This window comes from Maribacter halichondriae (genome assembly GCF_027474825.1).
Lineage (GTDB): Bacteria > Bacteroidota > Bacteroidia > Flavobacteriales > Flavobacteriaceae > Meishania > Meishania halichondriae.
In genome coordinates this window covers 2,691,848-2,706,141 of the sequence record NZ_CP107030.1, presented here as the reverse complement: position 1 = coordinate 2,706,141, position 14,294 = coordinate 2,691,848, and the positions used below count along the sequence as shown (strand labels likewise).

The following is a 14,294-nucleotide window of genomic DNA, read 5'->3' as shown; positions in this document are numbered from 1 at the left end:
TCGCAACATGGCATTCTATTAACCCTCAACTACCAGATTTACAAGGAGACTATATTACACTATCGGCAGTTATTGCTCTTCTCAATTTTGTTGCGTTTGTTATTCCTTAGTAAAACCCTAGGATTTAACACCGAAACAATTCTAATAGAAACCGCTTAGAAAAGTAATATGAGAACTGCTCAAGATAATAAAAGTAAGAAATTATGAAAAATCAAAATAATTCAGAAATGTATGACGCCATTATTATCGGTTCAGGTGTGGGTAGCCTCACTACCGCCGCTATAGTGGCAGATAATGGAATGAAGTTAGTTGTTTTGGAAAAACACGACCAATTGGGCGGTTACACCCAGAGTTTTCAACGAAAATCGTGGTATTGGGATGTTGCGGTCCACTATTTAAGTTCAATGGAACCAGGAAACCTTTTTTTTCATGGGTGCAGATACCTGACCGGAAACCAATTACGGTGGAAGAAGATGCCGGAGGTGTTCGATCATTATTGTTTCCCCGATTTTCAGGTGGATGTACCGTCATCACCTGAAGAATACAGAAGTCACTTAAAATCGCTGTTCCCCGATGAACATCGAGAAATTGATTGTTATTTTGATGATCTGCTAAGTTTCAGAAAGAAAATGGATTTGGTCTGGGCCCCCAAGCTAATGCCGATTCCCCTTGCGAAACTTCTTAGACCATTCTTTAGACTACTTCTTCGGAAAACTCCCGAACAATCGATAGATCATTATTTTGAACGGATAGGATGCTCTGAAAAACTGAAAGCTGCCATTTGCGCACCTTGGGGAACTTTCGGCGGACTACCGAGTGAAAGTTCGATTTATGCGCATTGGATAACCCTAGGGAGTTATCTTTATGGGGCTTGGTATCCGGACGGTGGTGCAACATCAATTTCTGAATCGTTAAATAATTTCATCGAAAACAAGGGAGGATTACTTCGAACAAATTCAGGTGTGAAAGAAATCCTCTTGGATGATTCAAACAACAAAACAATCGGGGTAAGACTGGAGTCAGGCGAAGTTATCAAAGGAAAGACGATTGTTTCAGGAATCGGCATTCGGGCTACCTTCACGAAATTGCTGCCCGAGCAATGTATTCCACATGACATGAAGGATCTCCTACGAGAGTACAAAAATTCTGTCTCCTATACACAACTTTATGCCGGATTGAAAGATGATCCTTCTACTATCCCAGGAATTGATGGCTCGAATTATTGGTTTTCTTCGGACACAAAGTTTCCACAAAGCATTAAAGAACTGCAAAGTGCCAGGGATGACAGTTTGGAGGTAAAATCGGTCATGCTCACTTTTCCCTCTTTGAAAGATCGAGCTGCTAAATCCCACACCTTGACGGTATGTGCATGGCTCAATTACGGTTTTTTCAAAAAGTGGGCCGAAACCAAAAGCCAGTTACGCCCGGATGACTATGAAGCAATGAAAAGCAAGCTCAAAGAGGCTTTGCTTAAACCAGTTTTAGACAAATTTCCGCAATTGGAGGATTTGATTGAATATATTTCAGTTGGCACCCCTTTAACGGCCGAACATTATATGGGACATGCGCAGGGCTCTGCCTATGGCCTGACCAGCCCTCCAGGAAGATACAAAGATGATCGTTTGCGTCCTAAAACGGCAATCGACGGACTGCTTCTAACCGGAGCTGATATTGCCACTTCAGGCGTTCCAGGCGCTTTCGGGAGTGGTGTGTTTTGCGCCTCGGCAATACTGAACAAAAATATGACGTCAGTTTTACTTGAACTGGATAAAAAACATTATGGAGATGCCGCCGTCCAATAATTCGATACTCAATTATTATCGAGTTTCTTAATGAAAATGGATTTTTGCTTATTAAGCATTATACACCAAATGAATTTGAAGAAAAATATTTAAAAACAGATGATGGTGATATTATCGGAAGTATGTATGGTTTTGCGGGACATGTAATTGCTAAGTTGAAAGATGATTAGAAGTTAAATGAAATAAAAAATTGTAGAACTTACAGGTATGATGAAAAATATTCTTATTCAAAAAATTTCAGAAGGTGAAATTGGAATGGCAGAACGCAAAGGAATCGGACATCCTGATACCATTTGTGATCAAATTACCGAACAGATTTCTGTGGAATTGTGCCGCTATTATTTGAAGGAGTTTGGCCATATCTTACATCATAATGTAGACAAAGCACTTTTAATTGGAGGCCAATCTGCTCCAGCATTTAAAGGCGGAAAAGTCGTACAACCCATTTCCTTAATCCTTGCAGGAAGGGCAACGGCAAAAGTTGAGGATAAATCAATACCTGTTGATGAAATTGCCATTGAGACCGCTCGAAAATGGATTCAAAAACATATACCACACTTGAATGCTGAAAAAGATATTGAAATCATATCTAAAATTCGCCCTGGTAGTTCCGATTTGGTGAATCTATTTAGCCGTTTCGGAAAAGGGGAGGTTCCTCTGTCCAATGATACTTCTTTTGGAGTTGGATTTTATCCGATTAGCCAAATGGAAAAAAATGTTATTAACATTGAAAAGTTACTCAATTCGTCGCTAGCAAAAAATAAATATCCCTTTATTGGTGAAGACATCAAAGTGATGGGCGTTGAAATGGAAGGGAAAGAATTTTTCACTATTGCCATTGCAATAGTTGATAGTTATATATCCGATTTACAGGATTACATTTCAAAATTAAACCAGGTAAAAGAATTTGTTAGTACTGAACTAGAATTAGAAGATGCACTCATTCAAATAAATACAGCTGATGATTATAAAACTGGTAGTATTTATCTGACGGTTACTGGTACTAGTGCCGAAAACGGTGATGATGGACAAGTTGGTAGAGGCAACCGAATAAATGGCTTGATTACGCCCTATCATCCAATGAGTTTGGAAGCAACTTCCGGAAAAAATCCAGTCAGTCATATCGGGAAAATATATAATTATTTTGCTATGGATTTAAGTAGGGAAGTGGTTGAAAATAACTTAGCAGATTATGCAAGCGTTTTTATCGTATCTCAAATTGGTAAGCCAATTGATAATCCGCAATTGCTGAACATTAAACTAAAAAGTAGCAAAAAAATCACAAAAATGTAGAAGAACTTGCAGAGCTATGGCTTAAGAAACTACCAGATTACTGGAAAAGAATTACCGGAATACGATGAAATTAGTTTCGCTAAGCTGTCTTGTTCGGAGTAATGTTATTTCTAAAATTTCTTAGGGAGAATGGCAGTTTAAAAGAAGTAAATAAGTATGGCATCGAAGAAATTTGATCAACATGGGTATGAAAAAGCAGGGGCACTGAATTGGATAAAACTAATTCTTACGTACTTATTGATGCCATTGGTTCTTCTAATAATCGGATGGGACTTAGCCTGGTGGCAGGGATGGTTGTATTCAGTATTGTTCTTGGTAATAGGAATAGGTTCACGGGTTTTAGCCGAAAAAAGGCATCCAGGATTAATGGCGGAACGGGGCAATTTCGGAAAAAATCAAAACGTAAAACCCTGGGATAAGGTACTTGCTCCATTAATGGCAATTAGCTTATCATTTCCATTATTTATCGTAGCCGGACTCGACCACCACTTTGGATGGTCGCCCGAATTTCCTATATGGCTCAACATACTTGGCTTTATACTGATAAAATTCGGATATGCTTTTGCTTCATGGGCAATAATAGAGAACCGTTTCTTTTCATCCGTGACGCGGATTCAGAAGGAGCGTGGGCATGTAGTATGTGACAGCGGCCCTTATAGGATTGTAAGACATCCTGGTTATGCTGGAAATATTCTAGCACTACCGGGCATTGTGCTGGCTTTAGGCTCTATTTGGACAATAATTCCAGTAATAGCAGCGCTGATCATTGCGGTGATAAGAACCGTGCTGGAAGATAAAACTTTACAAGAAGAATTGCTAGGGTATCGGGATTATGTGCGTCGTGTGCGTTATCGGTTGATTCCAGGTGTCTTCTGAGGAACATAATTCCATGATGCAATTTGGCGGGGGTTGACATATTCTATTGATGGAAATGATACAGCGCCTAACAATCGATATGAAAGTCAAACCCTCCACAGGGTTAGAGCATCCGGATATCGGGAGCGTTGGGGTTAATCAATTTTCTAAATAGCTAAATCGTAAACCTTACAAAACAGAATAAATATGAAAAAAATAAAAATCCCGGAAACGATGACAGTGGCAGTTTTGAATTCATATTCTGGTGCTGATGCTTTGAGTATCGAACAACGACCGGTACCAAAACCTGGAAAGAATGAAGTCTTGGTCAAAGTAGCCTTCTCCCCATTAAATCCTTCAGACCTAGCCACGTTGGAAGGTCATTATGGTTTTAAAAATCCCACCCCTATTGTTCCGGGTGGAGAAGGTTCTGGAGAAGTGGTAGCTGCAGGACCAGGAATGATGGCAAGCTATTTCAATGGTAAGCGTGTTGCCTGTGCTGGTTGGGGAACAGGCGGAGGTGTATGGTCGGAATATGTAGTTAAAAGTGTAAAGGGAGGTGTTTTGCCTTTGAATAAATCATTGCCTTTAGAGCAAGGAGCAATGTCCATAATAAACCCACAAACGGCCAGCTCTTTTATAGCCATTGCGAAAGAAGGAGGACATAAAGCCATTGCATTAACTGCTGCGGCAAGCTCATTAGGCCAAATGGTGAACAAACTGGGACGCAGCGAAGGAGTTCAAATAATAAACGTGGTTCGCAGAGAGGCACAAGTAGATTTTCTTAAGGCCCAAGGAGCTGAAATTGTCCTGAACAGTAGTGAAGCAGGATTTGAACAAGAACTACATGATGCCTGCCATCAAAACAATACCCATCTTGCATTTGATGCGGTGGCGGGTCCATTGACCGGTAAACTGTTAAAAGCGATGCCCGAAAACAGCAAGGTTACTGTGTTCAGCGCACTGTCCCGGGAAGCTATTCAAGCGAGTCCCGGTCTAATGATATTTGAAAATAAGGCGATTGACAGTTTCTGGCTAGGTCCTTATATCAGTAATCAGAGTGTTCTGAAGACAATGCGGTTGTGGAAACGGGCACAGAAACAAATACCAAATCATCTGAAAAGTAACATCAGAAAGATCTATCCGCTGCACGAAGTGAAAGAAGCCATCCGTGATTATAGAAGTCAAATGACTGGAGGAAAAATCTTGCTAAGAATGTCTTGATAGAAATCCGATAAACCAAAAGAAAAAGACATGAAAAATTTCATCACTAATTTATCGACCAGCAAAGCGGCAATGGTTGTGGGAATTGCGTTTATAACCTCAGTTATCATTGTAACTATTGTTGATGATTTTCTTTTAGCCAATTTTGTAGTACCGGGTGATACAGAAACTTTAGCCAGCGATATTGAGGCTAACGGGAGACGCTTTGGTTTTGCTGTTGTTGGTTATCTACTCGTACTTGCCCTTGATGCTATTATTGGTCTCGCACTTTATGTAGTTCTTAAACCCGCAAATAAGAATCGTGCGTCGCTAACGGCAGTTCTCAGGTTGCTATACGCCTTTACTTTGATCATTGCATTGTTCGCTCTGGCATTTCAAATTATCGATGTGTATGGCTATGCATCCATAAAACTCTTGGGATATGTATTTTTTGCCTTGCACATCTTCGTACTTGGTTATGCGGTTTTTAAGTCTGGATATATTCCGAAAAGCCTCGGTGTTTTGTTAGTGGTTGCATCTTTTACATACATCGTATTCTTTGTAGATCTTCATCTACCCGAAACACTTGGGATACTAATAATGTTAACCATGGCTGCTGCGGAACTTTTGCTAAGTATCTGGCTTATAGTGAAAAGAAATAGGCTGCCTGAAAATTAATTTTAGTGAAATGCAAAAATCATCGAAAAATAGCGTAAAAAAATACAGTGTTTGGGAAGAAGTTTTCGAGTCTGCAAAGCCGATGACATTCCACGCATTCAACACCGGGCGAATTACCGGAAAAGTAAAAACATATTCTGATACCACATCCTTTCCCGCAGCTATTGATGGTAACATGGCTTTGGACTGCGATATGATGGCCTTCAGTTTTAAACATCCTGAGAAAGGAGATATCCTAATAGATTGTGGTTTTAGCAGCTCTTTTACAGATAATCCACCGTACGGAAATTTATCGGTGATTATGAAGATTTTTCAAAAGCTGAACAACATAAGATATTCCCAACAGCCCGGTGAAGATTTTGAAAATCACATGAAAAGATTGCACCTTAAACCAACTCATGTATTCCTTACACATTTTCATCCGGACCATACATCAGGAATACCTTCTTTGGAATCCAGTTGTCCCGTTTTTTTCGGAAAAAAAGAAAACAGCTTTTATTATCGTTTGATTGGAGGTAGCCATTTGAAAGGAAAGAAGATTCATCTTTTGGATTTTGACACGAACGGATTCGCACTTGAGCCATTTGAAAAAGTCTTGGATGTTTTTAATGATGGAAGTTTTTTTGCAATCTCAACACCCGGACATACAAAAGACCATATTGGGTATCTGATTAATAATAAGCCCACTCCGCAATTTATTGTTGGAGACGCCGAATTGAATCGTTGGGCAATGGAAAATGGAATAAAAGTCAATACTGATTACGGAAAACAAGGTAAGAAAGACGTCTATAAATCATCTGGAATGATTCAAAAATTCACAAAATTATATCCAAATATTGAAGTGCATTATTCTCATGATGAACTCGTCTTGGACTTTGGCCCTATGGGCTAGTATTATATTACAAATAATTAACTAAAACAATATATTATGAAAGGAGCAATTTTTTTCTCAGGTAAATACGGAAGTACAGAACAATATGCCAACTGGATCAGTAAAGCCACAGGATTACCTGTATTCGATATCAAGGATGACCGTGCTGATCCCGCAGGTTATGATTATTTGGTATTGGGCAGTTCGATTATCTATATGAAGCTGAGCATGCGAAAATGGGCAAAGGAAAATCTGTCCAAGCTCAATGGCCGATCAAAGATCCTTTTCTCGGTCTCAGGTGCCGGGCCAAGTGATAAACTCGAGAGGTGGGTAGCCAAATCCTTTCCTCCGGTGCTATTGTCACAAATGGAGCATGTGGCCCTGGGCGGCAAGTTAGACCATTCCAAAGTCAATTGGTTGATTCGGCTGATTCTGTGGATTGGATCCCTTATCAATCCTGATCCAGCGGCCAGTAAAGAAGAGCGTTATGGCTTCGACCATGTTGACAAAAATAGTATTGAACCTATAGTTAAAATGATTCATGAACTGCAAGCAAGTGAGGTGTCAGCATAAATTCTAACACCCTTTTTGGTCTAGAGACAATGTATATGCCTATTTTTCAGTGAAGTCATTTTTTCAACAAGTGTTGAATTATTTTTAAAACCAATCTAAATGAGATTCCTGGGTTTGCAACTTGATTTACAGTTCCTGAGATGAAAATTTCGTTTTTTGGGTTATAAAACGCCAATGCACCGGAAAGTCCCGAATGGCCTATGAGCTCTGGAGAATTACCAAAGGGATTGAAAATCCAGGGAAGTTTAAATCGCTGTATTCCTATTCCGGATTGCAATGGAAAGAAGATGTTATTCCAAACCTGTAACTCACTGATATAGGCAGCTGGAAAAAACCCGCCGCTAAAAAATGCTTCGATAAATTGCAATAGTTCCTTTGATGTTGATACGACGCCACCGTCGGCACCAAATGAACTCATTGCCTTCGGAATAATCAATTCCCGATTTTTATAGAACAACACTTTAGGTGTTTTATCATTGTTGTCTTGGTATAGATACGTTTTCGTTAAATGCAAGGGTTTAAAAATCAATTCCTCAAAATTGTCCGAAAGACTTATTTGGGTGCTGTTCTCGATTATCCGTCCCAGAAGTTGAAAGTTAGTGTCGGAATAATGTGCTTTTCTTTTTTGGTCCGGAATAAATAAAGGCTTTAGCGTTTTGCTCAATGCAATGGCTTCCTCGAATGACCAAGATCGGTCATTACCATTAACCAATTCTTTTTCCAAACTTTTCCCATTGCCATCTTTTTGCTGAAAGTAATCAGGTATTCCGGATGTATGGGCCAGCAAATTCTTGATCGTCAATCCACTGGAATAGTCTGTACCATTGAGGGTGTGCAATCCATTCAAAATATCATCAGTCAAGTATGCTGAGATTCTGTCATCAAATGAAATGATGTTTTTTGACCTAAGATTGAGAATAATTGCGGTAACAAAGAGTTTTGTTGTGCTGGCAATAAAATATTGTTCGTCTTTTTGGAAGTTTCCACTTGTTCCACACCATGTAAAATCTTTGTGTTTTACACAGAATGAAGTCCCAAAGACATTTTTAGCGTCCACGGTTCTCTCCAACACCTTTTGCAATCTATTTTCAATGCCGCTCATCGGTATGATGATACGATTTCTTTTCCGTTTTTAAAACAAAGTACTTGAGTTGTTTGCCTATACATCAAACTTTAATTTTCCATTTAAGAACTGGCCAAAACATCCATAATTGTTTGGCAGCCTCCATTTTTTATATATTCCGTGTGGTCTTCCAAACTCTTGAAATTTTGTCCGCAAATTTCACTACATAGTATTTTATTATCTGTTGCTTCATTAAAGGCTTTAAGCATTCTTTTAGCAGTCTTGTTATTGAAAAAAGGCGGATTCTTATCTGGGTTTTCCTGCACCAGTCAAGCATTTTCTTCCATATCGCAGCACTTAGCGCGCCACAAGCCTCTCCACTTAGGCCAAGACCTCCGGCAAAACCTGCTACCGTTACCATTTCCTCATCACTCCCACCCATTTGTTTTACGACCTGCGAAGCACAACTTAATGGCTTTTGTTGGATGTTTACATTTTCAGACAGCCCTTTTGTAGCTGTTTCCACAGCTTCTGGAGCCCATTGTTCAGCCAGATTAAAGCAATGACTGTTTTTCATGCCTTGTGATGTTACTTTCAACATGAATTTCGCCATCCCGATTTTGCTAGTAAGATCATAACCGATAATGTCCCTACAATTTGTCGCACCAGATTCTTTTATAAAAGATTCCACTACACCTTGTGTAGCGGTAATGGCGGTTGCAACAGCCCTGTCAAGGTTTTCATGTTTTCGATATGATTCCGCTCCCACCGCCAATGCAGCACCCCAAATCATACCGCATTGATGTCCATGGTTTATAATACCTCCTGCCATCGGATTCATGGCGCGTTCTTCATGTTCCTTTGGATGCCCAAATTCTCGATTCAAGATATGTGCAAAGGTCCGAGAGCAGGTTCCACACTTCTTAAAAACTTCCTTGGCATCATTTTGCCTTTTTATAGTTGTTTTCATTTGATTCAAAATTTAAGTTTCATTCATTCTCTTTCGGCTCGTATTTAAAATGTTGACCACCGATAGAAGCTTCTGCCATTACTCCCCCAATAGTCGAGGAAAATACGGCCACGCCTTCGTGATAGGCGACATCAACCGATGCACCCTCTTTTAAAAGTACCGCCGATGCCTGTGCATCGAACTTCAACTTTCCGTTGGTAAAATGATTGAAGGACGTTTCATTCTCGAAGAAGATAACCTCTATATATTGCTGTCCACCGATTTGTAAGCCAAAAGAGGCTTGTCTCAATTTTGAGGATCCAACAATCGCATTGTCTTTATAAACGATTCCGTTACCAATGGCCCCACCAATGGCAGCTCCAGCTTTAGTAACTCTTGGAAAAACTGCATACCCGTAAGCCGCGTCACGAAAAGATTCGAGTTTAGACGTTTTTTCTAGCATGGTTTGCAATGCCTCTTCTGCGTCGTTTTCCAGTTCAGGGTTCCAACCGCCTATTTGGGCACTCATTGTTAGCGAACATACAACACATAATAGTGTCGTTGCGATTTTTAATTTTTTAAATTTTAGCGTTTTCATGATGATTAATTTTTAATATTACTAATTGTCCGTTTTAACAACTTCTGAATTGATTGCAGACAGATTGACCCCCTTTAACAACAACCATAGGCCGATTATCAATTCAAAAAGAATACTTGGTACAGCTAATAGCAGCACGGCCAAATTGGGAAACAGAATACTTGCGAGGGCAAAAAGGAAAACCAGCGCATAGGAAATGATTCCGAAGCCGGCCAATAACCTTGGTATATACTTAGATTTTAAAAATAAATAGGAGAAAACAACAAGGTTCAGACCTAGGAATACCATCGGAATGGCGTAAAGAACATCATGCATATTCAAAAACGAACCGACCAGGGTCTTCAGCTGCTCTGGTGGTAATACCGTCGAAGCGGCATCTCCATTTAAGATTTGTAGCGCAACAAAATTGAGAAGTGCTATAACAGCCGATAATATTGCTTCTGTCAGCTTCAAAGAAAACCCTAGTAAAGCAAAATTTCGGTTTACAGGTTTTAGGATTATATAAAGTGCAAGTGCCAACAGTATCGCCGCGATGGACAAAATCAGTTCATTGCCTATACCGACACGAAGTAATCCTGTATTGGCCATAATATTGTCGGAAGTTGCCAGGGCATTTCCCGCCACGATTAGTTGCGAGAATACATAAGAGTTGACCAAAACAGCGGTCAAAATGAACAGGAACATGAAGCCAGCAATTTTCGCAGCTTTTTTCTGTACAAAATCTATACTTCGATTTGCTATTTGTTTACTTTTCATAATTGCGATACTTTAATTATTAATTAATAGCGGGAATAATGTAATCTTCAAGAATATCAAATACTCTCACATTCGAAAGATAATTTCCTCCTGTAAACACCACTACTGTATTTAACTCAGGGAGAATCATAATTTCTTGCCCTCCCCAACCTCCGGCATTATACATGTTGATTTTTTTACCTGAATTTGTATATGATTTTAACCACCAGGAATATGAATAACCATGTCTTCCGGATGCTTGCCCCGGAATATTTATACTCTTGTTGTTTCGATATTCAGTAGTGCATTTTTCGACCCATTGTTCTGAAATAATATGCTTTCCATTCCAATCCCCATTATTTAAAAAAGTAACACCAAATTTTACCATATCCCTGGGTGTAATAATTAGCCCACCACCAGCATAAATTACTCCATTATCGAATTTTTGTGCCCAAGTAGAAGAATCAACTCCTAAGGGTTCAAATAAATATTTTTTTGAAAATTCATCAATTTTCATTTTTGTTGCCGTTCTAATAATCTCTCCTAAAACAACCATATTACCTCCTGAATAAGTATAGCTTGTCCCTGGGTCATCTAATAGTGGACGTTCTAAAATACAATTGATCGGATCTTCGCAATGAACCCATAAGCCAACAAGATCATTACTCGAACTGCTAAGTGGCGCTCCCCACTCATCCCACTCCAATCCCGAGGTCATGGTAAGCAGATGTTCGATGGTAATTTTGTTCTTACGCTCTGAATTGAGATGCTGATATTCAGGTAAATAATCAAATATGGATTGATGAACACTTTCGATAAAGCCTTTCTCTAAAGCAATTGCCAAGCAGGCCGAAGTAATACTTTTTGTTGCCGACATAATATGATGTGGCATGGATCTGTCCCAAGCTACCCATTCACCATGATGGTCAGGACCATCCCATTTGTACTTGTGACCATCAAAATACTCTTCTAATACTAGTTTGCCATCTTTGTAAACTAGCATGGAATGGACTTCATCAAAGCTGCCTTGACGAATTTTGTTGATTCCTTTTACAATTAATGTGGTATCTATGCCCACTTCGTCCAAAGTGCCGACATCGAGGCCATCATTTATATTCTCGGGCACTTGGTATTTATAGGGAACGGCAGGCTGGGACTGACAACTGACAAAAAGTAGTATCAATAATGATAGGGCTAGGCTAAATTTTTGCATTGTCATTTAGTTTAATTATTCGTTTTATCCGACTGGGGAGCAATTGCATCCTGATTAAATCCTTTGATGATGAGCCATAGTGCAAATACCATTTCCTGAATGGCTATGGGAACATCTAGCGCTTCCGTAATATAAATATTGTAAAACCTCATTAACACTACGAAGAAGGATAATATGGCCCCAATACTGCCCCAAAGGGATAACCATCGCGGAACAAGTTTCGATACATAGAGGGAATAGTTTAAAATCAAGGCGGAAAGAGTGAAAATGATGCCTAACCCAATTGAAAAAGACCAATCGGATGCTGACAGTAACACAACGCCTTCGGTTTGAAAATAGGAAGCATCTGGTGCACCAGCTTTTACAAATTCTTGACTTAAGGTAAATAGGGTCAATAAGAAGATGACATATACAATAAAAAACACGCTCTCAACAATCCTGGCACCAACATAGCCCAGTGCTAAAACAGTGTTCTGTTTTTTTAGAATTGGGTAGAACACTATTGCAATACCAGCAACGGCAATAGCGTCTACGAGCATTAAGAGCATTGCGCTTATGAACTTAGTTTCATTTTCAGAAATGGTAGTAAGATAATCTGAAGCATCAAGAATAGGCTCAGTAAAAATAATGCTCAATGAAGATGCGGCGGTCGCAGTAATAAACAATGCTCCAATAATTCTTGCTATACTTTTGTTTGCGATCATTTCCTGATTCTTTTTTTGATTTGGATAACCTTTATCAGCGCATCCAAATCCTGTTGAGTTAGGATTCTTATCCACAACCATCTACCGTCATGCAATTGCTCCGTTTCATCAAAGACGGACAAAAAGTTCTCATTTAATTCATCTCTTACTAACTCGACCTTATTGGCTTCCTTTTTCCCGAGGACTAGAAGTACAGAAAAAGCCCCTTTCTCAGGAAAACAGGAAACCAAGGTCTTTTTACTTTTTCTGTAACGAACCGTCCATCCATAGTTTTTTGAGTAAAAGGCAAGCTCTTTCTTGAAATCATAATTGTCTTCTATGAACTGATGTAACTGCAACCACAAGTCTGATTTATCTCCAATAGTGCCAAGAATATCTTGATTTGTTGGCTTGAAACCTTTATTTAGCAATCTTTGGTAGGAGACAGAAGGGTTACTTTTTAGCCTCATGTTCGACTTCTCTTACCGTATTAACCCCCGGAATGTCCCATGCCTCGGCAATCTTACCGTCAACAATACGCCAAACAACAACCGCATCAAGTTCCATTTTCCGGTCTTCCAAAACCATGGTGTCTATAACATGTACAACGACAAATTCATCTCCCATAGGCGTAATGGAAACCGGGTTCACTTTAAAAGTGCCTTTCATACGCTTTCCTATTGTCTCGAAAAAGGTTTGAAGTCCTTTCAGACCCACATAGTCTCCTTGTACATCCGGTAGCTTCGGGTTATAATAATGCCAAACAAAGTCTTCAGCTATGACTTCGGCGCTTGCTGCTAAATTGGTAAGGTCAAGTCTTTTTAAGACCTCAATATTTGGATGTTCTTTGTCCATGAGATTGAATTTAATCGGTTACCATATTGCTTTCTAGATTATTCTATCTTTAAAAACAGTTAGCTCTGTTTGTCCATTTCTTCTCGAATCATCCTTTCTAATATATCGGGACCTTTTTTATCGAACACAAATACTGCCATTGCATGCCAAAATATACCGATGCCCCATCCCATGAGCGGCCAAATGAACCATAAGGTATTTGGGGAATTAATTAGGTTGACAGTTATAAGAATTGCATTTACAACAAGGAATACGGTTAAATGAACCTTAAACCCAAGTCTTGCTTCTACTTTTTTCTTTGCCTTTTGATACGCTTTCGTATTTTCCATGATATATTTATTTAGTAGTTAATAATTATTTTGTCTAAAGTTTTGAACCGACCAACCAACTGTGGCCTACTCTTTTACCCTTAGCGGATAGCATATACTTATAATTTTCTCTTAAAAATATACCGCGTAATAAATATGCCTTGCTCATCAGTTTCGCCAGCATCACTTTCTACGCCACTTGTAACAAATAGTAGATCCCAACCTTCTGCTAACATCGTCGTTAGTTTTGAAGATATCACGGCATCATTTGCCGCTATATTTTGAAATCGGATACCCCCAACATTATAGAAGTTCAACAGTTTTGTTTCTTCAAAATCTTTTACACGAATATCTTTTCGTTTCGATTTGTTTCGAGTGTTATCTTCTTCTGTTTGTTCCGAAGAGAATTCTGTATAATCACGCTCCGCGGTGGACGAAATAATCCTTGAGCGACCTAAACCCAATGGGACGATAGACTCTACACTGGTTATTACTTTGATCTCGAACTCCGGCTGCGCGGACTCCATTTCTGTTTGCCCTGAAAGACTAAAAATGGTTGCAATGGCAAATATGCCTGTCAGTAGTGTTTTTTTCATGATTATATAGTTTTAGAAA

At 39.3% G+C, this 14,294-nt stretch carries 18 protein-coding genes; 8 read left to right on the top strand and 10 right to left on the bottom strand.

Annotated elements, in window-relative coordinates; translation table 11 throughout:
* The first annotated feature begins 203 nt into the window (after positions 1-203).
* The 8 genes from N8A86_RS12440 (at position 204) to N8A86_RS12405 (ending at position 7,275) form a co-directional block, all read left to right on the top strand.
* Positions 204-1,802 carry a phytoene desaturase family protein gene (locus tag N8A86_RS12440; RefSeq protein ID WP_273565686.1) on the top strand — a complete coding sequence of 533 codons (1,599 nt, stop codon included), beginning with the start codon at positions 204-206 and terminating at the stop codon, positions 1,800-1,802.
* Positions 1,803-1,846: 44 nt separating this feature from the next.
* A complete protein-coding gene (locus tag N8A86_RS12435; RefSeq protein WP_273565685.1) occupies positions 1,847-1,972 on the top strand; it encodes a hypothetical protein in 126 nt (41 codons plus the stop codon).
* A gap of 37 nt (positions 1,973-2,009) precedes the next feature.
* Positions 2,010-3,095 (top strand): methionine adenosyltransferase, encoded by a 1,086-nt coding sequence (locus N8A86_RS12430; protein ID WP_273565684.1) that lies wholly within the window; start codon positions 2,010-2,012, stop codon positions 3,093-3,095.
* Positions 3,096-3,251: 156 nt separating this feature from the next.
* Positions 3,252-3,971 (top strand): methyltransferase family protein, encoded by a 720-nt coding sequence (locus tag N8A86_RS12425; protein ID WP_273565683.1) that lies wholly within the window; start codon positions 3,252-3,254, stop codon positions 3,969-3,971.
* Between the two features lie 213 nt (positions 3,972-4,184).
* Positions 4,185-5,174, top strand: a complete 990-nt coding sequence (locus N8A86_RS12420; protein WP_273565682.1) for an alcohol dehydrogenase catalytic domain-containing protein — start codon at positions 4,185-4,187, stop codon at positions 5,172-5,174.
* 30 nt (positions 5,175-5,204) lie between these two features.
* Positions 5,205-5,831 carry a DUF4386 domain-containing protein gene (locus N8A86_RS12415; RefSeq protein WP_273565681.1) on the top strand — a complete coding sequence of 209 codons (627 nt, stop codon included), beginning with the start codon at positions 5,205-5,207 and terminating at the stop codon, positions 5,829-5,831.
* Between the two features lie 10 nt (positions 5,832-5,841).
* Positions 5,842-6,723, top strand: coding sequence for an MBL fold metallo-hydrolase (locus N8A86_RS12410; protein ID WP_273565680.1), 882 nt, complete (start codon positions 5,842-5,844; stop codon positions 6,721-6,723).
* 36 nt (positions 6,724-6,759) lie between these two features.
* A complete protein-coding gene (locus N8A86_RS12405; RefSeq protein WP_273565679.1) occupies positions 6,760-7,275 on the top strand; it encodes a flavodoxin domain-containing protein in 516 nt (171 codons plus the stop codon).
* A 55-nt stretch (positions 7,276-7,330) separates the two neighbouring features.
* On the opposite strand, the gene N8A86_RS12400 is transcribed toward N8A86_RS12405, so the two are convergent.
* The 10 genes from N8A86_RS12400 to N8A86_RS12355 form a co-directional block, all read right to left on the bottom strand.
* Complete coding sequence (locus N8A86_RS12400) at positions 7,331-8,377, bottom strand: serine hydrolase domain-containing protein (RefSeq protein ID WP_273565678.1); 1,047 nt, start codon at positions 8,375-8,377, stop codon at positions 7,331-7,333.
* A gap of 130 nt (positions 8,378-8,507) precedes the next feature.
* Entirely contained in the window at positions 8,508-9,308 is an 801-nt protein-coding gene (locus tag N8A86_RS12395; RefSeq protein ID WP_273565677.1) for a C-GCAxxG-C-C family protein, read from the bottom strand.
* 19 nt (positions 9,309-9,327) lie between these two features.
* Positions 9,328-9,885, bottom strand: a complete 558-nt coding sequence (locus tag N8A86_RS12390) for a lipid-binding SYLF domain-containing protein (RefSeq protein ID WP_273565676.1) — start codon at positions 9,883-9,885, stop codon at positions 9,328-9,330.
* Positions 9,886-9,906: 21 nt separating this feature from the next.
* Positions 9,907-10,641, bottom strand: coding sequence for a DUF4386 domain-containing protein (locus tag N8A86_RS12385; protein WP_273565675.1), 735 nt, complete (start codon positions 10,639-10,641; stop codon positions 9,907-9,909).
* Positions 10,642-10,660: 19 nt separating this feature from the next.
* Positions 10,661-11,833: a serine hydrolase domain-containing protein gene (locus tag N8A86_RS12380; protein WP_273565674.1), complete on the bottom strand. Its 1,173-nt coding sequence runs from the start codon at positions 11,831-11,833 to the stop codon at positions 10,661-10,663.
* Between the two features lie 11 nt (positions 11,834-11,844).
* Positions 11,845-12,537: a DUF4386 domain-containing protein gene (locus N8A86_RS12375; protein WP_273565673.1), complete on the bottom strand. Its 693-nt coding sequence runs from the start codon at positions 12,535-12,537 to the stop codon at positions 11,845-11,847.
* Positions 12,534-12,986, bottom strand: a complete 453-nt coding sequence (locus N8A86_RS12370) for a DUF3788 domain-containing protein (protein ID WP_273565672.1) — start codon at positions 12,984-12,986, stop codon at positions 12,534-12,536. The genes N8A86_RS12375 and N8A86_RS12370 overlap by 4 nt, the downstream gene beginning before the upstream one ends.
* Entirely contained in the window at positions 12,970-13,371 is a 402-nt protein-coding gene (locus tag N8A86_RS12365) for a nuclear transport factor 2 family protein (protein ID WP_273565671.1), read from the bottom strand. The genes N8A86_RS12370 and N8A86_RS12365 overlap by 17 nt, the downstream gene beginning before the upstream one ends.
* Positions 13,372-13,430: 59 nt before the next feature.
* Complete coding sequence (locus N8A86_RS12360; RefSeq protein ID WP_273565670.1) at positions 13,431-13,700, bottom strand: 2TM domain-containing protein; 270 nt, start codon at positions 13,698-13,700, stop codon at positions 13,431-13,433.
* A 98-nt stretch (positions 13,701-13,798) separates the two neighbouring features.
* A complete protein-coding gene (locus N8A86_RS12355) occupies positions 13,799-14,275 on the bottom strand; it encodes a hypothetical protein (protein WP_430682159.1) in 477 nt (158 codons plus the stop codon).
* Positions 14,276-14,294: the final 19 nt, after the last annotated feature.